The organism is Ligilactobacillus ubinensis (assembly GCF_024160875.1).
GTDB classification, from domain to species: domain Bacteria; phylum Bacillota; class Bacilli; order Lactobacillales; family Lactobacillaceae; genus Ligilactobacillus; species Ligilactobacillus ubinensis.
This window is the reverse complement of record NZ_JAIULA010000026.1, coordinates 1-23,683: the sequence shown is the minus strand read 5'-3', so window position 1 is coordinate 23,683 and position 23,683 is coordinate 1. Positions and strand designations below refer to the sequence as shown.

General features: G+C 33.5%; 23 protein-coding genes, 1 tRNA gene and 1 other annotated feature. Of the genes, 3 read left to right on the top strand and 21 right to left on the bottom strand.

What is annotated here, in order from left to right; all coding sequences use genetic code 11:
- Positions 1-27: 27 nt before the first annotated feature.
- From LB941_RS10770 to LB941_RS10740, 7 genes are all read right to left on the bottom strand, one after another.
- The gene (locus LB941_RS10770; protein ID WP_253361974.1) at positions 28-969 is read right to left on the bottom strand and encodes an alpha/beta hydrolase; all 942 of its coding nucleotides are present in this window, start codon (positions 967-969) and stop codon (positions 28-30) included.
- Between the two features lie 19 nt (positions 970-988).
- Positions 989-1,444, bottom strand: coding sequence for a D-aminoacyl-tRNA deacylase (gene dtd / locus LB941_RS10765; protein ID WP_253361973.1), 456 nt, complete (start codon positions 1,442-1,444; stop codon positions 989-991).
- 22 nt (positions 1,445-1,466) lie between these two features.
- Positions 1,467-3,692, bottom strand: a complete 2,226-nt coding sequence (locus tag LB941_RS10760) for a RelA/SpoT family protein (protein ID WP_253361972.1) — start codon at positions 3,690-3,692, stop codon at positions 1,467-1,469.
- A 153-nt stretch (positions 3,693-3,845) separates the two neighbouring features.
- Positions 3,846-4,178, bottom strand: a complete 333-nt coding sequence (locus LB941_RS10755) for a hypothetical protein (RefSeq protein WP_253361971.1) — start codon at positions 4,176-4,178, stop codon at positions 3,846-3,848.
- A 55-nt stretch (positions 4,179-4,233) separates the two neighbouring features.
- Positions 4,234-4,980: a 16S rRNA (uracil(1498)-N(3))-methyltransferase gene (locus LB941_RS10750; RefSeq protein ID WP_253361970.1), complete on the bottom strand. Its 747-nt coding sequence runs from the start codon at positions 4,978-4,980 to the stop codon at positions 4,234-4,236.
- A 22-nt stretch (positions 4,981-5,002) separates the two neighbouring features.
- Positions 5,003-5,884: a 50S ribosomal protein L11 methyltransferase gene (gene prmA, locus LB941_RS10745; protein ID WP_253361969.1), complete on the bottom strand. Its 882-nt coding sequence runs from the start codon at positions 5,882-5,884 to the stop codon at positions 5,003-5,005.
- A gap of 17 nt (positions 5,885-5,901) precedes the next feature.
- Entirely contained in the window at positions 5,902-6,381 is a 480-nt protein-coding gene (locus LB941_RS10740; RefSeq protein ID WP_253361968.1) for a DUF3013 family protein, read from the bottom strand.
- Positions 6,382-6,560: 179 nt separating this feature from the next.
- Between LB941_RS10740 and LB941_RS10735 the strand changes: the two genes are divergently transcribed.
- Positions 6,561-7,520, top strand: coding sequence for a nucleoside hydrolase (locus LB941_RS10735; RefSeq protein ID WP_253361967.1), 960 nt, complete (start codon positions 6,561-6,563; stop codon positions 7,518-7,520).
- 570 nt (positions 7,521-8,090) lie between these two features.
- Here LB941_RS10735 and LB941_RS10730 read toward each other — a convergent pair.
- The 10 genes from LB941_RS10730 to LB941_RS10685 all read right to left on the bottom strand — a co-directional run bounded on the left by LB941_RS10730 (position 8,091) and on the right by LB941_RS10685 (position 19,587).
- A complete protein-coding gene (locus tag LB941_RS10730; protein WP_253361966.1) occupies positions 8,091-8,846 on the bottom strand; it encodes an NADPH-dependent oxidoreductase in 756 nt (251 codons plus the stop codon).
- Between the two features lie 174 nt (positions 8,847-9,020).
- Positions 9,021-9,494 carry a transcription elongation factor GreA gene (greA, locus tag LB941_RS10725; RefSeq protein ID WP_253361965.1) on the bottom strand — a complete coding sequence of 158 codons (474 nt, stop codon included), beginning with the start codon at positions 9,492-9,494 and terminating at the stop codon, positions 9,021-9,023.
- Positions 9,495-9,545: 51 nt separating this feature from the next.
- The gene (udk, locus tag LB941_RS10720) at positions 9,546-10,184 is read right to left on the bottom strand and encodes a uridine kinase (RefSeq protein WP_253361964.1); all 639 of its coding nucleotides are present in this window, start codon (positions 10,182-10,184) and stop codon (positions 9,546-9,548) included.
- A gap of 32 nt (positions 10,185-10,216) precedes the next feature.
- The gene (mltG, locus tag LB941_RS10715; protein ID WP_425270538.1) at positions 10,217-11,575 is read right to left on the bottom strand and encodes an endolytic transglycosylase MltG; all 1,359 of its coding nucleotides are present in this window, start codon (positions 11,573-11,575) and stop codon (positions 10,217-10,219) included.
- 227 nt (positions 11,576-11,802) lie between these two features.
- A complete protein-coding gene (gene pheT / locus LB941_RS10710) occupies positions 11,803-14,217 on the bottom strand; it encodes a phenylalanine--tRNA ligase subunit beta (protein WP_253361963.1) in 2,415 nt (804 codons plus the stop codon).
- A gap of 7 nt (positions 14,218-14,224) precedes the next feature.
- Positions 14,225-15,271: a phenylalanine--tRNA ligase subunit alpha gene (pheS, locus tag LB941_RS10705; protein WP_253361962.1), complete on the bottom strand. Its 1,047-nt coding sequence runs from the start codon at positions 15,269-15,271 to the stop codon at positions 14,225-14,227.
- A gap of 68 nt (positions 15,272-15,339) precedes the next feature.
- Positions 15,340-15,569: a binding site (T-box leader), on the bottom strand.
- A 45-nt stretch (positions 15,570-15,614) separates the two neighbouring features.
- Entirely contained in the window at positions 15,615-15,962 is a 348-nt protein-coding gene (locus LB941_RS10700; RefSeq protein WP_253361961.1) for a winged helix-turn-helix transcriptional regulator, read from the bottom strand.
- Between the two features lie 112 nt (positions 15,963-16,074).
- Positions 16,075-16,575 (bottom strand): HD domain-containing protein, encoded by a 501-nt coding sequence (locus LB941_RS10695; protein WP_253361960.1) that lies wholly within the window; start codon positions 16,573-16,575, stop codon positions 16,075-16,077.
- A 147-nt stretch (positions 16,576-16,722) separates the two neighbouring features.
- Positions 16,723-17,502, bottom strand: coding sequence for a TrmH family RNA methyltransferase (locus tag LB941_RS10690; protein WP_425270537.1), 780 nt, complete (start codon positions 17,500-17,502; stop codon positions 16,723-16,725).
- A gap of 78 nt (positions 17,503-17,580) precedes the next feature.
- Positions 17,581-19,587 (bottom strand): KUP/HAK/KT family potassium transporter, encoded by a 2,007-nt coding sequence (locus LB941_RS10685; protein ID WP_275980032.1) that lies wholly within the window; start codon positions 19,585-19,587, stop codon positions 17,581-17,583.
- 283 nt (positions 19,588-19,870) lie between these two features.
- Between LB941_RS10685 and LB941_RS10680 the strand changes: the two genes are divergently transcribed.
- Positions 19,871-19,958, top strand: a tRNA-Ser gene (locus LB941_RS10680).
- A 220-nt stretch (positions 19,959-20,178) separates the two neighbouring features.
- On the opposite strand, the gene LB941_RS10675 is transcribed toward LB941_RS10680, so the two are convergent.
- A complete protein-coding gene (locus LB941_RS10675; protein WP_253361958.1) occupies positions 20,179-20,484 on the bottom strand; it encodes a YjcQ family protein in 306 nt (101 codons plus the stop codon).
- A gap of 374 nt (positions 20,485-20,858) precedes the next feature.
- Here LB941_RS10675 and LB941_RS10670 point away from each other — a divergent pair, with 374 nt between their 5' ends.
- Complete coding sequence (locus LB941_RS10670; protein WP_253361957.1) at positions 20,859-21,524, top strand: hypothetical protein; 666 nt, start codon at positions 20,859-20,861, stop codon at positions 21,522-21,524.
- A gap of 49 nt (positions 21,525-21,573) precedes the next feature.
- Here LB941_RS10670 and LB941_RS10665 read toward each other — a convergent pair whose 3' ends face one another.
- The 3 genes from LB941_RS10665 to LB941_RS10655 are packed head-to-tail and all read right to left on the bottom strand — an operon-like array spanning position 21,574 to position 23,510.
- Positions 21,574-22,827 carry a LysM peptidoglycan-binding domain-containing protein gene (locus LB941_RS10665; RefSeq protein ID WP_253361956.1) on the bottom strand — a complete coding sequence of 418 codons (1,254 nt, stop codon included), beginning with the start codon at positions 22,825-22,827 and terminating at the stop codon, positions 21,574-21,576.
- 3 nt (positions 22,828-22,830) lie between these two features.
- A complete protein-coding gene (locus tag LB941_RS10660) occupies positions 22,831-23,214 on the bottom strand; it encodes a hypothetical protein (RefSeq protein WP_253361955.1) in 384 nt (127 codons plus the stop codon).
- Positions 23,211-23,510 (bottom strand): hypothetical protein, encoded by a 300-nt coding sequence (locus LB941_RS10655; RefSeq protein ID WP_253361954.1) that lies wholly within the window; start codon positions 23,508-23,510, stop codon positions 23,211-23,213. Before LB941_RS10655 ends, LB941_RS10660 begins: the two co-directional genes overlap by 4 nt.
- Positions 23,511-23,683 lie beyond the last annotated feature (173 nt).

The window sequence follows — 23,683 nt, the reverse complement described above, 5'->3', positions numbered from 1 at the left end:
ACTCTCCATTTCTAAATTAGAATTCTATTACTCTGCATATTTTAGCCAATCAACAGCAATATTCATTGCTAATCTACATGCATTTGTTTTATCAAGTATATGTAAACTAACAAAATCATGAATAATCCCTTGAAAACGAATTTGTGAAACATTAACTCCTGCATCTCGCATTTTACGTGCTAATGACTCTGCTTCATCTCTTACTACATCTGCTTCCGCAGTTATAATCAAAGTTTCCGGCAAGTTTCGCAAGTCTTCAAGGGTAGCACGCAATGGTGAAATACAAGTATCTTCCATATCAATAAGTCCATGATACTGCTTATACGACCATTTCATCTGTTCTCTAGTTAAATAATAGCCACCTGCAAAACTTACATATGATTGCGTATCAAAATACGCATTAACAACTGGGTAAAAAAGCAACATCTTATAAATAGGCAACTGCTTTTTTTTAATCGCTAAACCTAGGCTTACTGCTAACCCGCCACCAACATCATCACCTGTTACCAATATTCGCTTTAAGTCAAGCGGATAACGCGTTGCAAAATCTGTTAATTTATCATACACAGTTTCAATTTGACGCAGTTGCGTCGGTGCCTTATATTCAGGAGCCAAACTATATTCAGGAAAAAGAAGACATACTCTTGCTCTTTGAGTTAATTCTCGCAATAGCTTATTATAAGTTATCGCATCACCTGTAACAAATTGACCACCATGAATATATAGCAATACAGGTAATTTTTCGTCCTTTTTTACATCAACCGGTAACATAATCCTTAACTTAATTGCAGGTAATTCAGGTACTTCTACAATTTCATCTATAAATTTAACTGGGTGTAAATACACAGACTGTTTTTGTTCTAATACCAATCTCTCTCTTAAAACCTGTAACCCGAAAGTCGTCGGCACAAACCCACCTGTTTTTATACATAGGTTTTTTGCTGCAGACTCTAATGAAAGTAAAGTCATTTTCTTCACCTCATCTCTATTACTTTTTTTCTACCGCAGATTCCTCGTATATAATTGTAACGGGACCATCATTTACTAATTGTACCTTCATATCTGCACCAAATTTTCCAGTTTCAACTATTACTCCCTGTTCTCTGAGTTTTTTATTAAATTCATCATAATTTATCAATGCCATTTCAGGTTTTTGTGCCTGGGTAAAACTCGGTCGATTTCCTTTTCTAGTTTCTGCATACAGCGTAAATTGTGAAATCGATAAAATTTGTCCATGGATCTGCTTTAGATTTAAATTCATTTTACCTTCTGAATCTTCAAAAATACGTGCATTCACAATTTTATGCACCAAATAATCTATTTGCGCGCTTGTGTCACCTTTTGTAAATCCAACTAGAAGGACTATTCCGTGATTGATTTTACCAATAATTTGTCCTTTTACTGACACACTAGCATCATTAACTCTTTGTAAAACAACTCGCATCAAACATTCCTCTCTCTCAAAATTAATGAATAGTTCGTTTAACCAGATAAACATCTTGGATATTCTTTATACTATTCATAACACGATCTAAATGTTCTAAATCTCTTATTCCTACTGTAGCTGTAATAACTGCCATTTTATTATGATCAACGCGACCATTAATAGAATTTAGATTTCTGGTAGTGTTATTAATTGATTGTAAAATATCATTTAATAAGCCTGAACGATTGTAACCTTGAATCTCTAAATCTGCATCATAATACTTACGATTATCTGGAATAACATTCCAAGTTACATCAATTAGTCTTGTCCCATTATTTTCTGCGCTACGAATGTTAGGGCAATCCACTCGATGAACTGAAACACCTCTTCCTTTTGTTATATATCCAACAATTTTATCCCCAGGAATCGGACTACAACAATGACTCAAACGAACCAACATATTATCAATGCCTTCAATTAAAACGCCTTCTTCGGCCTTTTTTTTCTCATTAACCGCTGGAGAACTGCTCTCTAATTCTTGGTGCTCTTCTAACAAGACACGTTGTTGTTCTTTTTTACGTTCAATTTCTTGTTGTGTTCTAATTTTCTCAGTTAATGTATTAATAATACCAGCTGTTTGCATTTCTCCAAAACCAATTGCAGCATATAAATCATCAGCTGTTGTCAAATGTTTTTTCTCATAAGCTCGTTTTAAATTATCAGGAGTCAAAATTTCATTTACTTTAAATCCAGCCTCCTCAAGTGCTGTACTTAAAACTTCTCGCCCGTGAATAATATTTTCCTCTCGATCACGCAACTTGAAAAAACGTTTTATTTTATTATGCGCTTTGTTTGTATGCACTAAATCAAGCCAATCACGACTAGGTCCTGCCGAATTTTGTGATGTCATGATTTCAACAATATCACCATTTTTAACTTGATAATCTAGTGGCACTATTTTGCCATTGACTTTAGCGCCACTCGTGTGATTTCCAATTTCTGTATGAATGGTGTATGCCATATCTAAAGGTCCCGCACCCTTAGGTAATTCAAAAACATCCCCCTTAGGCGTAAAAACATAAACTCGATCACCAAACAAGTCACCTTTAACACTTGTCATAAAGTCATTTGCATCTGTTGCTTCTTTTTGAAACTCAATAATTTCTTTTAAAAGGTTTAACTTGTCTCCCGTCGATGTTCTATCAACAACGTCTGTTTTCCCTTCTTTATATGCCCAATGAGCAGCAATACCATATTCAGCAACACGATGCATTTCTTCTGTTCTTATCTGGACTTCAAATGGTTTTCCTTTAGGTCCAATCACAGTTGTATGTAATGATTGATACATATTTGCTTTGGGCATTGCAATATAATCTTTAAATCTGCCTGGCATTGGTGTCCAACGAGTATGAATTGCACCCAAGACCGCATAACAATCCTTAATTGATCTAGTAATCACTCTTACAGCTAATAAATCATATATTTCACTGAATTGTTTATGCAAGTCACGCATTTTATGATAAATCGAATAAATATGTTTTGGTCGTCCATAGATACTACAATCTATATCTAAATCTTTGATAGCACTCTTTATTTCTACAATCACCTCATCAATATATTGAACTCTTTCTTCACGACGTGAATTCATAAGATGTGCAATTCGATAATACTGTTGTGGATTTAAATAACGTAACGATGCATCCTCTAGTTCCCATTTTACCGTACTAATACCTAGTCTTTCCGCTAACGGTGCATATATTTCCAAAGTTTCATTAGCAATCCGTCTTTGTTTATCAGGGCGTAAATGGCTAAGCGTTCGCATATTATGTAATCTATCTGCTAATTTTACAATAATAACACGTAAATCCTTCGACATTGCTAATAGCAACTTCCGATGATTCTCCGCCAACTGCTCTTGATGTGATTTATACCGAATTTTGCTAAGTTTGGTTACACCGTCAACAATAACTTCAACTTCTTTGCCAAAAAGTTCATCTACATCACCTAACGTTACTTTTGTATCTTCAACAACATCATGCAAAAAACCTGCGCTTACCGTTGCAGGATCCATTTTTAAATCTGCTAAAATCCCTGCAACTTGAATCGGATGAATAATATATGGTTCTCCTGATTGCCTACTTTGTTCCTTATGAACATATGCCGCAAAATCATATGCCTTTTGCACAAATTTAACGTGTTCTTCATTCATATATTCTTTGCACATCTTGATAACATCATCTGCTGTCCAAATTACTTCTTTTTCCATATATGTTTCACCCCTATAACCTGTAATAATGTCTCTATATAACAAAGGAAGCTGGAAAATGAGCACTATTTCGCATCTATACACTACGCTTCGCGCTACCATTCATACCAGCTTTCCATTTAATTTAATAATGAAAATATTATTTTGCTAAATCTAGTCCTTAGTTACTCCATACGCTAGTAATGTTAAAATTAAATATACATACGTAAAATAATGTACATAGCTATCAAAAAACAAGCTATATGTTAGTGCAAACATTACTGGGAAAAATAGAACGAAGATTATACTATGATTCAATTTCCCTGCTGCCAATCCAACTATTACAGCAAATAAAGCATTAAATCCAAATAAAATGAATTCTATTTCTGTGACATCTGTAGCATTCATACTTTCATAAATAATTGGTATCAGAAAAGAAAATGTTGCTGCAAACGCCAAATACCAAAGTGTCCGTAATGAAAAAATTTGTCTTATTTGATTTTGCATATATTTAATTAATCCTCACTTTAAAGAAATTATTATATTTATTTTACTCTAATTTTCACGCTAATTCTAGCCCAAAGGATAATGCCGCTAAAAAATACAGCGGTGCTGTTTCTGCACGCATAATTCGTGGACCTAATCCAACCGCAATAAATCCCTTATCAACTAATATTTTAATTTCTTGTTTTGAAATTCCACCCTCAGGTCCAAAAACGGCAAAGATGTTTTCTTTATCTTTGCTTTTTAAATTTGTTACCAATTTTGAAAACTTTGAAGCTTCACCTTTTTTTGCCTCTTCTTCGTACGCAGTTATACAAGTTGTTGCATTGGGAACAATTAATTGGGCTAAGTCTTCTAAATATTCAACAGTAGGAATAACCAAGCGATGTGATTGTTCAGCTGCTCCTTGAGCAATCTTAGATAAGCGCGTTAACTTCTTTGCAACCTTTTTTTTATCCCATTTGGCAATTGAATAATCACTTTCAAAGAATATAAAGTGTTTAGCTCCTAACTCTGTTCCTTTTTGAACAATAAAATCTGCCTTATCTCCTTTGGGCAAGCCACATATTATTGTTGCATCAACTGGTAGTTCAACATTATTTTTATAATTTTTTACTTCAACTGCAATCGCCTGTTTATTTTTTATGGCTACAAGCTTCATACAGTGTATTACTTCATCTGGTGTCACTACTTCAAAAGTTGTTCCAATCTTCATTCGCAACACTGTTATCGCATGCTTATACATCTCAACTGGCAAAATCAGTTCCGCAGCTGCTAATGGTGTTGTCAGAAAATATCGTTGCATATACCTCACCTATTCTTTGAAATTATGCAGTCGGTACATGTGCACTAATTGCATACCAATCTTTAATATTTAAAATTTCATCAATTTCAAAACCATTTTTATGCAAGCATGCTATCATCGTATTCTTTTGATCACTAATTATCCCTGATACAATATATTTACCACCTGCTGATAAACAATTAAATGCTTGTGGTGTTAATGGTATCAGAAACTCTGGCAAGATATTAGCTACAATTAAATCCACTTTAGCATCTATTCCCTTTAAAAGATCATTTTCAACTAACTTGATTTCTTTAGCAATAGGATTCAAATCAAAATTAAGTTTTGCTGAAGCTAATGCATCACTATCAACATCAAATGCTTGAACTCTCTTAGCACCTAAAAGCAGTGCTGCAATACTCAAAACACCTGAACCAGTGCCGACATCATAGACACTTTCTTCTCCTCTGATTTCCATCTCCAAAGCTTGCAAAATTAGTCTTGTTGTAGGATGCGTTCCTGTTCCAAACGCTTTACCTGGATTAAGCCGAATAATTTTTTGTTCAGGTTTTTGAGTTTGATATTTCTTCCAACTAGGAACCACTGTCAAATATCGTGTCACTCGGGTTGGATGATAATACTTTTCCCAAACTTTATCCCAACTTTCATCGTCAACTGTCGTTAACTCCACCTTAGCTTTGCCTGGATTAAGACCATATTTTGTTAAATTATTAATTTTTGCTTGTAACTCATAGGTAAACTCATCGCTGTTTATGTCGACTGAAAAATACGTAATTACTGCAATGTTCATTAATCCATTGCTATCATCTATCTGTACTCCTTCAGCCCCATTTTCCATCAAAATATTTGTTACTGCATCTATGGCTTCGTTAGTTGTTTGTACTACTAGCTTAGTCCATTTCAAATTATATCAACCTCACTCTAAAATTTAGGGTAAACTAACCGTTCAGTTTCTGAATTCTGAGCAATTAGTGTCGCAAATTTTTCTTTATCAAATACTAGTTCAAATATATCAGCTGCTGGTTCATTCAAAAAATCCAACAAATTAGACTGACCTACATCTAATATTTCTTGGAGATAACTGAAAAAAGCTTTTCCTTGAGCTAAACTCCACCCTTGCTTCCCATTAAAAGGCAAGCAAACTAAATATTCATCTTCCTCAATGTATTGCTCACGTGTTTCATCAAACAATAAAATTGCATCCACAAATGTAATAAATGGTTCGTTCGATACTACACCTTGCACATCTGCTATTTGGCTTTGAGAACTGTTTTCAGCATAAAAAGTTATCTCAATTGTAAAAGTACGTTCTTTTTTTTGCCAAGTTAAATCAAAATCACCAGCAAAATTAAGTTTTCTTATTCCTGCATCTAAAAAGCTAAATAAATCTGTCTGTACCATTGTATCACTTCCTTAAAAGTATTCTTTATAATATACCAAGTTTATCATACCCTATTTATTCTTATTTCGACAATATTATCTGCTATATCTTAGCTAATTTTGAATATTTTTCTAAAATGCGTTACAACTTCTTTCATTTTTGATACACTAAGGTTAATAATTAGCAAAGGAGCATTAGTATGTCTAAATATAAAATGATTTTGGATTTAGATACAGGAATAGACGATGCACTTGCCATTGCCTATGCTTTAGCAACCCCAGAAAGTGAATTAATCGGTATCGTCAGCTCATATGGTAATGTCTTAGTTGAACGAGCCGCACAAAACAGTCTGAACCTTTTAGAGCTATTAGGGCATAAAGAAGTACCTGTATTTACTGGATTATCACATTCATCTACAACATCCCATTTTGAAGTAATGCCTATCAGTGCTCAAATCCATGGCGTCAATGGGGTTGGTGAAGTCGCCTTGAAAAAAGCAAGTCGTCCTGTAGAAAAAATGAATGGCGTTGATTTTCTAATTGAATCAGCACACACTTATAAAAAAGACTTAATCATTGTTCCAACTGGCCCATTAACTAATCTTGCTGCTGCCATTAACAAAGATCCTAGTATTGTTGATTTAATTGGTAACGTTACTCTTATGGGTGGTGCTTTAACGGTTCCTGGCAATGTTACCCCCGTAACTGAAGCTAATATTAATCAAGATCCTATTGCAGCTAATCAAGTTTTCAGAAGCAACCTTAACTTAACTATGGTTGGCTTAGATGTTACAACCAGAACACTATTAACGACAAACGAAACAAGTACATGGCGTGCATTAGCAACAACAGCCGGTGAAAAATATGCAGATATCGTTGATTATTACATTGAAGCATATAAAGTAACTAGTCCTCACCTTGGTGGATGCGCACTTCATGATCCTTTGGCCGTCGCTGTTGCTGTCGAACCTAGTTTAGTATCTACATTAGACTTAAATATGAAAGTTGACACTAAGGCTCCTTTTGCTGGCAGAACAATTGGTGATGAAACTCGCATTAATCTACCTGCAACCCATACCAAAGTTGCAGTTAATGTAAATACACAGAAATTTTTAGCAGAGTTTATGCAAAGTTTGACACAACTCTTTTCCAAAAATTAATTTAAAAGAAAGTGATTTGTTTTTATGCTTATATACATTGGAATTGGTTTATTTGCTTTTTGGTTAATACTTGTAGCTTTTAAATTGGTTAGTTCTCCTCGGAATCGTAGCTTTTCTTATTTCAGGAGTATCTTTGGTTCTCGTCTTTGGTATAAAAATGCAAATATTCTCATTTTACTTATAGCTTTGTACTTGCTAGTTTTCCTTGCACCTATTAAAACTATTTACTTACTACTAATTATTGCCAGTTTTATTTTCTGTATATTTGCAGGTTATAATTTTTACTCTCACGTCGGCAACCCTTGGTCTGGTTTGCTCATAACATTGTGTAGTCTTTCAAGTGGTATTGTCCTAAGCTTATTATGGTTAAAGATGTAGTTTAGTTTAAAAAAGGACATACCTCGTTAGAAAACTTTAGCAGAGTAGATAATCTGGAGGAGTTAAGCATAACTACCCTTGAATACTTGTTTTTGTATCATATATAGAGAGACGAAGAGCCTAGGACATTTATCCTAGGCTCTTCATGTGTCCACATCAAAAGTTTCTGTAACTAATTAATCCTTCTATTACCTAAAAATCCAAGCATAATCCTTGCTTTTTAAGTGCGAGAACTTGCTCATCTCTCTTTGTATTTTTCTTGTTAAGTTTATTACCATTAACCTGCTTGGAAAAAGAATCAATTCTCCTATTAGCATCCCGTAAATCATAATAAGTTTGGACAATTTCATCATAATTTTTTAAATCATCCAAATTGAAATCTGTATCATATTCATTTCCAAATGCCATTAATTCCAATGGTAATCGTGGCTTTAACTGCGGAGTCTGATCAGGTACACCAATTTGTAATCCTAATACCGGATATGTTAATTTTGGCAAATTAAGAACTTTAATCAATTTTTGCGGATCATCATTAATTGAGCCTAAAATAACACCCCCTAATCCCATACTTTCTGCAGCGTTCAATACATTTTGTACAGCTAAAACCGTATCCTCATAGGCCTGCAAAAAAATATCAGTTGTGTGTAATCGCCCATCATCATTACCTAATTGACGTCTAATTTGTTGATTACGATATAAATCTGCAATAAAAATAAATAAGTCACCATTTGCACCTACATATTTCTGTGATGAAATACTTCTAATTGCCGCTCTTTTTTCAGGATCTGTTATATGTAACACTGAAAACTGTTGCATAAATAAACTGGTTGAAGTATGCCTTGCAACTTCTAACAATGTCGTCAATTGTGTTTGAGATAATTCTTTTTCCTTAAATGCACGAATTGTCTTATGTGTTAATTGTTTTTCTACAAATTTATTTTCAGCCAAAAAAACCAGCTCCTTGCTTACTTTATGTAAATAGAATACACCTTTTAGCTAAATGAAGCAATTATCCTTGTAAATGAACCATATACTTTATCAAAAAAAATAACATTAAAAACAGACTTAATCCTATCTTTAATGTTATTTTTATTCTCTAATTATTAAGCTCAAACAAAAGCACTACTTAACGTCAATAATTTTAACTTTCATTTCGCCACCTGGCGTTTCGATTGTTACATCTTCTCCCAGTTTATGTCCAATCAAACCAGCTGCTATTGGAGATTCATTCGAAATTTTACCAGAAATTGCATCTGCTTCAGCTGCACCCACAATTTGATATGTTTCAGGTTCATCATCATCTTCTTTGAATGTAACTGTCTTACCAACAGCAACTTCATCTTTTGCAATTGAACCATTATCAATAATTTCAGCATAGTTTAACATATTTTCAACTTCTTTAACGCGGCCTTCTACAAAAGCTTGCTCATCTTTTGCAGCTTCATATTCAGAGTTTTCTGATAAGTCTCCGAATGAACGCGCAATCTGAATCCTTTTAATAATCTCTGCTCTTTTTTCCGTTTTTAAATACTCTAATTCTTTTTCTAGTTTTTCCTTACCTTCTAGGGTCATTGGAAATTTTTTTTCATTTGCCATTTTTACACCTCATTAAATTCCATTAACTACTTAATCTCTATTAATTTATATTTAGCTACTAATAATATCGCGAACCTTAGTCACCAATAAATCTATCGCTACTTGGTTTTCACCGCCTTCAGGAACAATAATATCTGCATAACGCTTAGTTGGTTCGATAAATTGATGGTACATTGGCTTAACAGTTGCAAGATATTGATTGATAACTGACTGTAACGAGCGTCCTCGTTCTTCAATATCTCTTTGAATGCGCCGAATAATACGTATATCATCATCTGTATCCACAAAAATCTTTATATCCATTAAATCACGTAATCGTGGGTCATTTAGAACTAAGATTCCTTCCACAATAATGACTTCTTTTGGATCCTTAATAATTACTTCATTACTTCTAGTATGAGCAGCATAATCATAAACTGGTACTTCGATTTTCTTCCAATCAAGTAAATCATTAATTTGTTCAATTAACAAATCCGTATCAAATGCATCTGGATGGTCATAATTAACTTTTACGCGTTCATCCATTGATTTTTCATCCTGATCCTTATAATAAGAATCTTCTTGTAACATCAATAATGAATGTCCATGTAATTGTTTAAAAATAGCTTGAGAAACACTTGTTTTTCCACTACCAGACCCTCCTGTTACTCCAATTATGATAGGACGATTCTTAGTTGCATTTTTTAACATAAAAGCTAAGTCTCCTTAATTATATAGATAAGTTAATTTGAATTTTCATTCTTAATTTTCTTTATATTTGCTTGATGTTCAGCATATGTGGTAGCGTAATATACTTTACCTGTCTTTGTATTAGCTACAAAATATAAGTAATCCTTATCTCTATCAGCTGGATCTAAAACAGCTTTTATAGAATTTAAACTAGGATTATTAAACGGTCCAGGACCAACACCTGTGTGTAAGTATAAGTTATACGGCGACGCATACTTCAAATCCTTATATGTCACCGTAGTTTTTGAAGTATTTAAAGCATATAATACTGAAATATCAGTTTGTAACATCATATTTTTATCTAATCTATTTAAAAATACACCTGCTATTTTACGGCGATCACTATTAGTAACACCTTCTCGCTCAACTAATGAAGCAAGGGTTAACACTTTTTGCACCGTATATCCTTTACTTGAAATTTCACTATAGTATGGACTAATAACCTGATTTGTTTTCATCACCATTTGTAGTATTAGATTTTTCAACGTTGTCTTTTTTGTTACTGTATATGTTGCTGGATATAAATAGCCTTCTAACTTATACCGTGTATTAGTAGCACTTACTGCCGAACTAAGTAATTCTGGATATTTCTTTTCCAGAGCGTTTATAAAGCTTTGATTATTCAACATTTTCAAAAAAGCTTTTTTAGAAAAACGAGTGTTTTGCTGAACTACTGTTCCAATTTCAGCTGCCGTTACTCCTTCTTTAACTAACACTTTTCCAGTATTAATCAACGGTGTCGAAGATCCACCTACTTCTAAGTGATGTGCTATTTGTGTCAACGTCATTGATGACTTCAACAAATAGTATCCTGCTTTAAAACTATCAAATTTTTTTGTGCGCACATAGTAATCAAAAACAACACCACTTTTAATAACATGGTTTTTCTCTAAAATTGCACCTATTTCTTTGTTTGTACTACCAATTGGAATCTTAACTTGAATTTCTTTAGTTGAAGTTTGACTTAGAGGTTGCAACGACTCTTTTACATAATGGTATCCAATACCACCAACTAAAGAGATTAAGGCTAAAATTAAAATTACAACTCCAACAACAAGCCGACGAGCTTTTTTAGGAGCACGCTCAACATGATCCTTATTCTTTTTACTACGTGGGGGAAACTCTCGATATGTACCAGTTAATGTTTTATTGCTTTCTTCATCTTTGATTTCCGATATTCTTGTTTCTTCTTCATTCTTAGTAGATGTATCTTTTTCTTCTGAGTTTGTCGTATCCTTTTCAGATGTTACTTCTTTTTTAGAACTATCTAATTTTTTTCCGTCATTATTATCATGTTCATGCGAAGATATGTCATCCTCACTATTTTTTATATCTTTTTTTTCGTCATCCAACTATTTTTCCTCCTTTTTAATTAGCGGAAAATTCTATCTGTTACATTATACTCCATTGAATAGTAGGCTGCAATAAACATTAGATTAACTAATCTATAATTTTAAAAAAGACCAAGTGCACTGATGTGTAATTTTGAAAAAATACTTCATCTTTTCAAAATACATATCATATGTTTATACCACACTTGATCTTTCTTAATTCGTTTAGTTGTCAGTTTTATTTATAACTATCTTATTGCTATCTTAAATTTCTTCTTTAACTCTTCAACGACTTCATTAAATGCCTCTGTTACTTCTGCATCCTTTAAAGTAGCTTCTGGATTATTAAATATTAATTTATAAGCTAATGATTTAACTGATTTCGCAACATGTTCTCCTTCATATACATCAAATAAAGTAACATCCGTCAAATATTTGCCACCATTTTGCTTAATACAATCAATTATTGCAGCATTTGAAATAGATTTATCTACAGCCATAGCGATATCTCGTGTTACCTTTGGATATTTAGAAATAGGTTGATATATTTGTTCTTTCTTATCCATATCAATTAATTTTTGCAAATCAAGTTCAAACACATATGTTTTTCCTAGGTGATACTCTTTTAGAATATTAGGGTGAACTTCTCCAATAAACCCTACTAGTTCACCACCTATATAGATGTCTGCTGTTCTACCTGGATGCATTTCTTCATGCGCATTAGTAGCAACATACTTAACGTTTTCTAAGCCAAGTTCTTTAAATAAATAATCTACAATACCTTTTGTCAAATAAAAATCAACAACTGTCTTACTATCATGCCATGTAGCTTGATTAAATAAACCTGTGATAGCACCTGCTAAATGTTCAACTTCACGAGGACGATCATTTTGATCATCTCTAAAAAAGACCCGTCCCTGTTCATATAAAGCGACATCGTTGTTTTTATGTGCAGCATTATACGCAATATCATCTAATAAACCACTTACCAAGTTCATACGCACTGTTGTATGTTCCGTACTCATTGGAAAATCCAATTCTGTTGTTTTGGCTTTTTCTAAAGTAAAGCGTTGTGCTTTAGCTTTAGTTGTTAGTCCATAAGAAATTGCTTGTGATAATCCAGCGCTCTCCATTAAAGCGCATGTTTGACGGATCAATCTTTGTTTATCTGTATAGTGTCCTGGCGTTGTCGGTCCTGTGGGTAATGTAGTCGGTAAATTATCATATCCATACAACCGCGCAACTTCTTCAATCAAATCAGCAGCAACTTCAATATCCCATCGTCTAACCGGAACCGCAACTTTAAATGTTCCTGATTCTAGTTGTACACCAAAGCCTAAACGTTCAAAGATATCTTTAATAACATTTTCTGTTAAATTAGTTCCTAAAGTGGCATTAATTTTAGTTGTTGTTATTTCAACAATTCTATCATTTGTCGAAATTTCATTGACTTTGATTGCATTTGCAACTACCTGTCCATCACCTAATTCTGCTATCATTTGTGCAGCAGCATCCAGGGCTTCACCAACGGTTGCAACGTTAATGCCTCTTTCAAAACGCATAGAAGCTTCACTGTGTAAGTTTTCTCTACGCGATGTTTTTCTAATTTTACTTGGATTAAAAACAGCTGATTCCAAAGCTATTAATGTTGAGTTAGAATCAATTTCTGTATTTAATCCGCCCATTACACCAGCTAAAGCCACTGGCTTATCTCCATTTGTTACTACAATATCGGTGTCCTTAAGTAGACGTTTTTCACCATCTAAAGTCACGAGCTCTTCACCTTCATTTGCTAAGCGAACAATAATTTGCTTACTACCCATCTTATTGTAATCAAATGAATGTAGAGGTTGACCATAATCAAGTAATATATAGTTTGTTACATCTACTACATTATTTAAAGGCCTAATTCCTGCATTCCATAACCGAGCTTGCAACCAAAGGGGACTCTCTTTAATTTTAACATCTTTAATAATTCGCATCATATATGTTGGAGCAAGATTTGCTGGTGCACTAACTTTTGTTAAATAGTTATTAATCTCATCTTCTGTTGTTTCACTTATAACAGGATGTGGTAATTTTACATTATGATTATAAATAGCACCAATCTCATTGGCTACACCACGCATACTTAACAAGTCAGCTCGATTAGGTGTAATATCAATGTCGATAATATTTTCATCCATTCCTAGATATGAAAATATTGTTTGTCCAGGTACTGCATCTGAGGGAAGAATATAGATTCCATCTGCGTATTTTTTAGGTACTACGCTATCAGAAAAGCCTAATTCTTGTAATGAACAAATCATTCCCATGGAAACAATACCACGCATTTTACTTTTTTTAATCTTAGTGTGATTTCCGATCCATGAATTCGGCAAAGCAACAATAACATTCATATTACTATTGATATTGGGAGCACCACAAACTATTTGATATGGTTCTGCCTCACCAACATCCACTTGACAAATATTTAGATGATCTGAATCTGGATGTGGTTCCATACTTAGAACATGACCAACAACAACCTTCTTTAATCCTTCATCTAAACGATAGTCATCGTCAACCTCAACAGCAGTCCGCGCTATTTTTTCAGCAAGTACACTGCGATCAAGATCAATCACAGGTACATATTCATTTAACCATTTTGTTGAAACTTTCATGTATTTACTATCCCTTCTGAGAAAATTGTCTTAAAAAACGGATATCGTTTAAGTAAAACTCACGAATATCATCAACACCATATTTAAGCATTGCAAATCTATCTGGTCCTAATCCAAAAGCAAATCCACCATAGATATCTGCATCAATTCCGGCCATTTTTAATACATTAGGATGCACCATACCGGCACCTAAAACTTCAATCCAACCACTTTGCTTACAAACTGCGCAGCCTTCGCCACCACATTTAAAGCATGATACATCAACTTCAGCTGATGGTTCTGTAAATGGGAAATAGCTTGGACGCATTCTAATTTCACGTTCTTTTCCAAAAAGTGTTTTGGCAACCAACTCTAAAGTCCCTTTCAAATCTGCCATTGTAATATGCTTATCAATTACCAGTCCTTCAACTTGATGAAATTGATGTGAGTGCGTTGCATCATCAGTATCCCGTCGATAGACTTTACCTGGCGAAATCATCTTTAATGGTCCCTTAGAAAAATCATGAACTTCCATTGTCCGTGCTTGTACAGGAGATGTCTGCGTTCGCATTAAAATCTGTTGCGTAATGTAAAAAGTATCTTGCATATCACGGGCTGGATGATCCTTTGGCAAATTTAACATTTCAAAGTTATAGTGGTCCTCTTCTACTTCTGGACCATCAACGATTTCATAGCCCATTCCTAAAAATAACTTTTCAATTTTATCGATGACTTGCATCAAAATATGTGGCTGACCTGCATTTACAGGGACCCCTGGTAATGTCACATCAATTGTTTCTTTCTCTAATTTTTTAGCAGTTCTATCAATCTCTAACATTTCATTACGCTTGGAAATTGCCTGATTAAGTTCATCTCTAATTGAATTAGCAAAACTGCCTACCTTAGGACGCTCTTCTGGTGTTAAATCACGCATTCCTCTTAGAACTTCAGTTATAGCACCTTTTTTCCCTAATAATTCAACTCGAATATCATTAATAGTATTAGGATCTTGTGCTTTCTGGATATTTTTAAGACTCTTTTGTTTGATTTCTTCAAGCTTTTCTCTTAAGTCCATACCTCAAGTTTCCTTCCTTCTCAATATGAAATAATAACTTCTAAACAAATAAAAAAGCCTCCTCCCTAAAAAGGGACGAGGCATCGCGGTACCACCCTTGTTTTATTGATAATATACACTTTATCAATAACTCTTAGTCATGCATCTAACGGGCATGAAACCGATCTGCAACTTAACTTAAAATCTCGTAGCAGCAACTCAGGAAGTGAAATTCAATAGCTTATTGATAAAGTCTTTCCAGTAACTGACTTCTCTCTGTATCAACGCCCTACCTACTAATTTCCGTCTCCGTTTTTTAGTTATTACATTAAGTCTATGCTGAAACTTTTAATTCGTCAAGAATTTATTGGCAATCTTTTAATGAATACCATTTTTCAGCCCAAGAATGTATTGCATCCATGATATTACGTAAATCTTCGCCTTGTTCTGTTAATTCATACAAAATTCTACAGCTATCGGTTTGGGGGACACGTTCTAGCAAACCGTCATTTTCTAGCTCCTTCAAACGTTCAACTAAAACGCGATCACTACATTTATCGACCTTAGCAGCTAAATCTTTAAACCGTTGTGGGCCTTCATTAAGCAACACTTCTATGATTAAGCCATTCCATTTTTTACCTAAAATGCTAAATGTTTTTTCAAACTTCGGACACAACTTAAAATCTGGTGTCATTTGAACTTCGATTGACATCTACTCACCCCCTTAACATTATTGCTCATGCATATTAAAATAAAAAATCTATTAGCACTAAAGCCAATAGATCTTTTAAGAAAATACTCTAGCGTCTACTAGTAGCATACACTCATTTACTTACTTTTGCAAAGGAAAAAGCCTTATTTTCAACTTCTTGTAAAAGATGCTCACTATATTCTGCAGTTGCAGAGTACTTGTCTACACATGTAACAATAAAGCCTTCCTTCGACTTGGGTGGACATAAGGTTGCCCCAAACATATGATGTATTATAATATCCTTTTCGAGAGGGGTTAATGTCGTTATTTTCTCAGCATTTCGCACCGCAATCCGTGGATGAATCCACGCATGTGTACCTCGATCAAACTTAGTAACACGCCAATCATAATAAAATAAATCATGTAACAAGCCTGCACGTGCAGTTGCTTTTGCATTCAAATTAAATCGTTTAGCTAAACGATAGCTCAAGTAAGAAACTGTAATTACGTGTTGTAGCCGTGTTGAAAAGTGATGTTGAGTATAATTAGCTAGCTTTTGAACTTCTTGTTTTGCTAATAAATCACCAACATAGCTCATATATTCTTGATCATTACGCCATGTTTCTTTTAACATATAAGACTTTTACCTCTATTCTTAAACTACTAACCATCTTTGCATACCACTATTATTTAATTAACTATATTTTACAACAAATACATTTTCTTGCAACCAAATTATGAATATTATAATCTAAACATTAGAAAAAATTAAATTATTCAACTATTCATGTAACTGAAACATCAAAATACCTGCTGCAACAGCTACATTTAAAGATTCTGCCCTACCTTTAATAGGAATATATAAGTTCAAAGAAGTTTGTTCTAAATGTTGTTTAGCCATTCCATTACCTTCATTACCCATAATTAAAGCGAAGTTCTGATGCCTACCAACTTGATCATATGGTCGTGCCTTTTCATTTAACTCACTGCCAAAAATAGGATAACTTTTTTCTTTAAATGCCTCAATCCAGGGAATCAAATCACCACTTATTAATTTTATATGAAATTGACTTCCTTGCATTGCGCGTACAACTTTAGGTTGATAGATATCAGCACTGCCATCTCCAAAAATAACACCAGCAAATCCGGCAGCATCTGCAGTCCTTACCATTGTACCTATGTTTCCAGGATCTTGTACTCTATCTAACAGTAGCCATGCTCCATCAACTAAAGCTGGATTAACCTCTAATTCTTTTTGTATTAGCACAATTGCAAATATTCCTTGAGGACTTGGTGTATCACTAAGTTGCTTAGCTATTTCAGGATAAATTTCAATTACTTCAATTTCTTCATCAGTTAATTCGATTTCATCAATATACTTAAATTCAGGTGTTATTAGTAGGGTCTCAATAATCTCATTAGCTTGCATTGCTTCTTTAACTAAATGCCAACCTTCAAGCACATATTTATTTTGTTTCACTCGTTCTTTTTTAGCCTTAAGCTTTTTCCATTCCTTAACTTGCTGATTACTTGTGGACTTAATAACCTTATTAATTTCCATCACCATATTCCTCCATTTTATTCCTAATTATATTAACAAACCTATATCGTGTTCGTCCATCCAAAGCATTTATTAAATTTATTTCAAATTTCTTAATTCACGTTGTTGAATAGGTGGAATGACACGTCTTTTTAGAAATAGAGGAACTTTTTCTATCTCCACATCACTAAACTCCAGTCCAAACCAGTCCACAGCATTGGTACTATGATTCTGTATAAAAATACGTGCTGAAATTAAATTTTTTGCCCATTTAGGAATTCGTGTATTCGGCGATAAAAGCTCTTGCGTTAAAATAAAACAAAAATCTCCTACTGTTCTTCCCGGTGTTGTAGTATAGCTTTGTGGCTGTTCATCAATAATTCCTTTAGACATTAAATCATTGACAATTTGATACAAATATAAATTAATACTTTGCTTAGCTTTAAATCCAAAATATAGTTGTAAACTAACAATATTGTTTGTATCCATCATATCAACCGTATAATACCGAGCATATGGATCATCAATCGTATTCACAGTAACAAACCAATATACTTTCGCACGTTTCGGATGCTTATCTAAAATAGAATAAATAATTTCGCGTTTTATCGTGTAATCATATTTATCGACATGTGCCAACAACACTAAATTATCAATATACATTTGCTGTTTTTCATCATTAGATAACTTTTGTAAAGTATCTCGGTAATCTAATAATGAGACTTTTTCAGATTTATCTTGATAACGATCACGCACACGATTACCATAAAACCAAATAACCATAATAGCCAAAATTATACTCATAATTATAGCTGTTACATAGCCTCCATGCACAAATTTACTTAAACTAGCAATTAAAAAAATACTCTCAATGATACTAAAGAAAACCGCTGTCGTCAATGCTGCAATTTTATTCCATTTATCTGTCAAGTAATGATATAACAAAACGGTTGTCATTAGCATTGTAACTGTGATTGCTAGCCCATACGCAGCTTCCATGTGTTCAGATGTTTGAAAATACAAAAGTACTGCCATGGTACATACAAATAATGACCAATTAATTGAACTAATATATATTTGTCCCTTTGATATCGCTGGATGTTTCACCTTAACTCGTGGAAGAATCTTCAATCCAACTGCTTCTTCAACTAAAGTAAATGAACCGGTGATTAAAGCTTGAGATGCAATAATAGCAGCTATTGTAGCTATAACCACTCCAAATAAATAAGTACTTGTTGGTAACATTTCATAAAACGGATTAATAATTGCTGTGCTATTTTGAAAACTCTCTAAATGCGTAAGAAGATATGCACCTTGCCCAAAATAATTTAAAAGTAATGCGACACATACAAATGGCCATGTTCCATAAATATTGCGACGACCTACATGTCCAATGTCTGAGTATAAAGCTTCTGCTCCTGTTGTTGCTAGAAAAATGCTTCCCAAAATAAAAATACCTATCTTATTTGCCGGTAAAAAGAGCATTTTAATTGCATAAACCGGTGACAAAGCTATTAAAACCTCAGGTGCAGAGATCAAATTAGTTACTCCAAAAATAAGTAAAAAAAGAAACCATACCAACATCAATGGTCCAAATGCTTTACCGATAAAACTAGTTCCATATCGCTGAATTGAAAAAAGAGCTACTAAAATTAATGCAACTGCTACAACCACTTCTGTTTGACTATTAACCAAAACATCTCCATTAAATTTTACACCCTTTAAACCTTCAATTGCACTAGTAATAGTAACAGCTGGAGTAAGTGTTCCATCAGCTAATAGAGCTGCTCCCCCTATTAATGCTGGAATAATTAACCATGCTTTTACATTTTTTACCAATGAATATAGTGAAAAGATACCACCTTCACCATGATTATCTGCCTTTAGTACTATCAAGACATATTTAACTGTAGTCATTAACATTAAAGTCCAAAAAATTAAGGATAATCCACCTAATATATAGTCCTTAGTTAAATATTTAACTCCACCTGCATCACTTATCAACGCGTTCATAACATATAGTGGTGAAGTACCGATATCTCCATAAACAATACCTAGAGTTATTAGATAACCCCATAGAAAACTTTTTTTATTTTGTGATTGCACACAATCAACTCCTAATACCAGATAATTTGCTATAGAATCTTTAATTTTTTCATTTCTTAGTAACTTTAACACAATCATTAAGTTTACAGTTGAGTATATATCGTTTTAATAAAAAATCAACTTTTAATTAAATTAAAAAATCTATAAATTCAACATATGTGAGCTAAAATACAATTTAATTATTGTTTTCTTTTCTGTGATATTATTGTCAAAATTATCTAAATGCTTACTTATAAAAAAAATTTGCATATTATCTATTATTTGATATAATAAGTAATGTTGTGGAGAGTTGGCAGAGTGGTAATGCACCGGACTCGAAATCCGGCGAACCGGCTTATACCGGCGCGCAGGTTCAAATCCTGTACTCTCCTTACCATTCCGTTTTAGATAGTTTTAGAACGTCACATTCTTATTATGTGGCGTTTTTATTTTATAATCGAAGTCTAAAATATACCGAAAAGGATAGAAACAGAACTTAAAGTTAGTCAATGACTTACCTAGATAACAAAAAAGTTAGTCAAATTTATAATTTTTGACTAACTAATGTATAATGACTAACATATTTGGCTTATTATTACATATAATAGAAAGTTATTTCAAAGAATTATTTAGCTTAACAATCTTTTTAAAACCATTTACTAACTTACCCCACGCCGAATTATCTTTTAAAAATTGCTCGCCTTGCTCGGTTATAACCGCATCGGTTGTTTCGAACTCACCATCAAGATAAAAATCACTATTTTGTATATACCCCAAAATTTCTAATGACTTAATAACTTTCACAAAATTATCTGTTTCTATTCCAAAATCTTTGGCATATAAACTATTTTCGCCATTTGATACTCTTTTTAAAATTGCGTAACGTAATTTCTTCTGTTGTTTCAAATCTAAAAACATTTTTATCACCCCACTAACATTTTAGCAACCTTTATCAATATTATTCAACAAAAATAAAATTTATAGACTTAATAGCATCAGTGTATACAAATCTTATTTATTATAGAAAGAACACGTTTTTATTTTTTTCTAAATATTAAAATTTTCGTGAAATATCTGATACTGTTTTATAATAGTATCGTAGTATTCTTATATAAAAAGGGGGATATACTTTAGCGATTATTACTGCATTAGTAGCAGTTTTTATCGTAACACGCAATAGTCTAAATAATAGTAAATTGGGATGGTGTAACGAACTTTTTGAAATATCTGGCAAAGAAAATATTTCATTAAAAGACGTACATATTTAGATTCAAACTTTGGGGGAGTAATAAATGTCAAAAAAGCACTTCGATCAAAATTCTACTAAAAGATATAAGTATCTAGTTATTATATCAATCATCATTGGATTAGTAATAATTATAACTATTTCATCTTTTTTTATTTCAAGAGGTCATAATTCAAATCTTTCTTCTATTAATACTAGCAAAACAAAAAAAGTGAAGGGGTCAAAAAGAGTTTCTTCAAATTCAGATACATCATCTTCTTATTCTAGTAATGCAACAAAGAACGATCAAGCGTCCGCATCTAGCCCTAGTGAAACCACAAGTTCAGTTGATAATATCGACATTGTAAAAAAGTTCCTAGCAGATGGCTTTTCAATTGGGCCTATTCTCTATAATGGCGAGCCCGTTGGCCAAGCGATGAACGAAAATAAGGCTCCGCAAAACACAGCGCATGATAATTCTAAACTTGGATATATTTTAAACGATTCAGAGGTTCGAGTAATGTCTATGCAGTCAGCGTATTCACAATATTACTCAATAACTAACACCACTATCACAATAGGAGATATTACTTTTAACTATTCAATAAATAATAATTTTCCTATTTTTAGTACTACTACTGAAACGTATTCTGATAACAGTACTTTAACCTGGCAACTTTCCGCTGCATCTAATGCAAAAGAATATGTAGATGCTGCACAAACCCAAAATTAAGTACACAAAAAAGCCCCACCCCAATTAAGGAGTGAGGCTTTATTCTTACTTATTTTACTCTCAATGACTGGCCAACATAAATATAGTCTGTATTCTTTAGCCCAGATAAATTCTTAATCTGGTTAATAGAAACGCCATATTTGTTAGCAATACTTGAAACAGTATCACCCTTTTTGACTGTGTAGTAAACTTTTGAACTTGTTGTTTCAGACTTGCTAATTTTCAGAACTTGACCAGGATAAATGGTTGAGTAAATACTCTTACCATTTAAATTAGCCAAAGTGTACATATTAATACTGTATCTATTTGCAATCGCCCACCAAGAATCACCGGACTTTACGGTGTACGTTCCACTTGACGTGCTAGATATATTCGAACTAGTCAGCTGTATATCTTGTGCTAAGGCCCAGCCCATCGGTGTACTTCCTTTATAAAGCAAAACAGCCTGATTAGACTTACTTAAAACTAAATCTTGCGTATCTTTAATCGTGTATGTTTGACCTTTCGCGTAACTCGCAATATTTACTCTAGGTTGATACCATTTTATTGCTGATTGTTTTAAGGTAATAGTTTGGCCAACATCAAAACCTTGTTTGCGTGTATCATTATTAAGTTTATTATTTTGTGTTTTAGCTTCAGACCCAAACCACCAGGATACAGATTTTCGATTAGTGTCAACTAACGAACTATCCAGTGATGTTGCAAAAGCTACCGAAGATTTATTATCTTTATTTTGCCACATATCATAATTTCGTGGGTTGGGCCAAGCACCCTGGTATGCTGCTAGCCAATAACCATCAAATTTATCAATCAGCGATTGACCAACATAAGAATCAGCAAAATTTCTATACGAATAAAAGACTACGTGTTTATTAGTCAATGACTTCATCTCATCTAACCAAGCTTGCACTGCCGCTTGAGTAATACCATACTTGACTGTATTTTCTTCAAAATCTAACACATAGAACTTTGCATTTTTATTAGAACGATTATAAAAATCCTTAGCTTCCTGACGAGCATCATCTGCAGAAATAAAACGCGCATAAGCATATTGTCCGTACGGAACACCGACTTTGTCAGCCATTGAAGTATTATATGAAGCGTATTTGTCAATGTAGTTTGAGCCGTATTGCTGACGGATAATTAATCCGGAAACTTCCGATTTAACATTTTTAAATTGTTGCTCCGTTTTCTGACCTTGCCATTCTGATATATCATAAACTGGCAGAGTGTCAGCTGAAGCTAATTGAGTACATAAAAAAAGAATAGCAGCTGCTACCCCTACTCCGATTAGTTTCTTCATTAATTAAACCTCCTTATTTGGTGTATCATTTCCAACGATATTCGCATCTTTATCCAAAATAATTCCAAGCGAATTAGCTTTAGAATCTTTCTTGTCTGCAGTTAATTTATCCACCACTGCACTAATATCATCAATTTTCTTTTCGATTCCAGATGTATCGACTGACTTTGAAGCTTCAGTTAGTGCCTTGTTTCCGGTAAAACTACCAGCAAAGCCCAACGCTGAACTGAGTAGCAAACCAATAATAATAACATCCGATTGACTAAAAATAACATGGAAACCATATTTAGCAATCAGCACAAACAGTACAATCATAAATGTAGCTAACTGAACCCAAAAGCTTGGCTTATCAATATTAGCCGCTAACATCTTTTTAAATTTCTTCATTTCACTTTTTCCTCCAAATCAGTAATTTTCAAATTGTGCTCGAGCAGCATCTTATCATGTTGATCAAGCAATTTATCTTGTTGAGCTTCACGTTTTTCAAGAGCATTAATATTCTCTTTTTGTGCATCATTCACTGTTTTTAAGTCCTTACGAATACCTTCCATTGGTTCTTTTTCATATTTTTTTAAAAGGTTTCTTCCTATAAAACCAAAAGCGCCGAATACTGATCCAATTATAACTGTGATTGAAGCCCACTCGTCCCAACCTAGCCCTAACATCCCATGCAATCTACTCACTTACTTTTTCCAAATAAACAGCACCTAGCGTTTTAGCTAAGTGCTTTCTTACTTATTTTGTCTTTAGATCTAGTTGAGCTCGCTTGCGTGCGAAATAAAAAACCACCTGCTTTGCGGGTGGAAAAGCAAACGGTTAAACCAAAACGCCCCCCATAAGATTTAAAATGTAGGTG

Excerpts from the sequence above, each read along its gene's own strand:
- LB941_RS10665 (WP_253361956.1), bottom strand. The coding sequence starts at position 22,827 with ATGAAGAAACTAATCGGAGTAGGGGTAGCAGCTGCTATTCTTTTTTTA.
- LB941_RS10735 (WP_253361967.1), top strand. The coding sequence starts at position 6,561 with ATGTCTAAATATAAAATGATTTTGGATTTAGATACAGGAATAGACGAT.
- LB941_RS10740 (WP_253361968.1), bottom strand. The coding sequence starts at position 6,381 with ATGGTACAGACAGATTTATTTAGCTTTTTAGATGCAGGAATAAGAAAA.
- pheS (WP_253361962.1), bottom strand. The coding sequence starts at position 15,271 with ATGGACTTAAGAGAAAAGCTTGAAGAAATCAAACAAAAGAGTCTTAAA.
- LB941_RS10670 (WP_253361957.1), top strand. The coding sequence starts at position 20,859 with ATGTCAAAAAAGCACTTCGATCAAAATTCTACTAAAAGATATAAGTAT.
- LB941_RS10755 (WP_253361971.1), bottom strand. The coding sequence starts at position 4,178 with ATGCAAAATCAAATAAGACAAATTTTTTCATTACGGACACTTTGGTAT.
- LB941_RS10695 (WP_253361960.1), bottom strand. The coding sequence starts at position 16,575 with ATGTTAAAAGAAACATGGCGTAATGATCAAGAATATATGAGCTATGTT.
- LB941_RS10750 (WP_253361970.1), bottom strand. The coding sequence starts at position 4,980 with ATGCAACGATATTTTCTGACAACACCATTAGCAGCTGCGGAACTGATT.
- udk (WP_253361964.1), bottom strand. The coding sequence starts at position 10,184 with ATGTTAAAAAATGCAACTAAGAATCGTCCTATCATAATTGGAGTAACA.
- pheT (WP_253361963.1), bottom strand. The coding sequence starts at position 14,217 with ATGAAAGTTTCAACAAAATGGTTAAATGAATATGTACCTGTGATTGAT.
- greA (WP_253361965.1), bottom strand. The coding sequence starts at position 9,494 with ATGGCAAATGAAAAAAAATTTCCAATGACCCTAGAAGGTAAGGAAAAA.
- LB941_RS10675 (WP_253361958.1), bottom strand. The coding sequence starts at position 20,484 with ATGTTTTTAGATTTGAAACAACAGAAGAAATTACGTTACGCAATTTTA.
- LB941_RS10660 (WP_253361955.1), bottom strand. The coding sequence starts at position 23,214 with ATGAAGAAATTTAAAAAGATGTTAGCGGCTAATATTGATAAGCCAAGC.
- LB941_RS10770 (WP_253361974.1), bottom strand. The coding sequence starts at position 969 with ATGACTTTACTTTCATTAGAGTCTGCAGCAAAAAACCTATGTATAAAA.
- LB941_RS10700 (WP_253361961.1), bottom strand. The coding sequence starts at position 15,962 with ATGTCAATCGAAGTTCAAATGACACCAGATTTTAAGTTGTGTCCGAAG.
- dtd (WP_253361973.1), bottom strand. The coding sequence starts at position 1,444 with ATGCGAGTTGTTTTACAAAGAGTTAATGATGCTAGTGTGTCAGTAAAA.
- LB941_RS10690 (WP_425270537.1), bottom strand. The coding sequence starts at position 17,502 with ATGGAAATTAATAAGGTTATTAAGTCCACAAGTAATCAGCAAGTTAAG.
- LB941_RS10760 (WP_253361972.1), bottom strand. The coding sequence starts at position 3,692 with ATGGAAAAAGAAGTAATTTGGACAGCAGATGATGTTATCAAGATGTGC.